The organism is Peribacillus sp. SIMBA_075 (genome assembly GCF_046534585.1).
The window spans coordinates 1-279 of the sequence record NZ_JAWRYN010000445.1 but is presented as its reverse complement, the minus strand read 5'-3'; the positions used below and the strand labels follow the sequence as shown (position 1 = coordinate 279).

At 40.9% G+C, this 279-nt stretch carries 1 protein-coding gene; it reads right to left on the bottom strand.

Translation table 11 applies throughout. From position 1 onward, the window contains the following. On the bottom strand, positions 1-279 hold a 279-nt coding region (locus SB775_RS28940; RefSeq protein ID WP_410864652.1), incomplete at both ends, for a GerAB/ArcD/ProY family transporter.

Here is a 279-nt window from a genome sequence, read left to right as displayed (position 1 = left end):
GAGCTTGATCCCGCAATTTGTGATGTACAGCATAACCAGCACCAAGCCAAGCAAAGGAATTGTAATGGTTTCGTTATTAATCATCGAGGTCTGCACAAGCCGGACATAATCGGAATTGACCGAGGTAACGCTCAGGATGGCATACACAATGATGATCAGATTAAAAAATCGACCCAAAAATTTTCCGAGTAATTTTACATTAATCACAAATAGAGAATCATCCGGATATCTTTTGCAAATCGCTACAATCGGCAACAGGGAAAGCGTAACAATGATCCC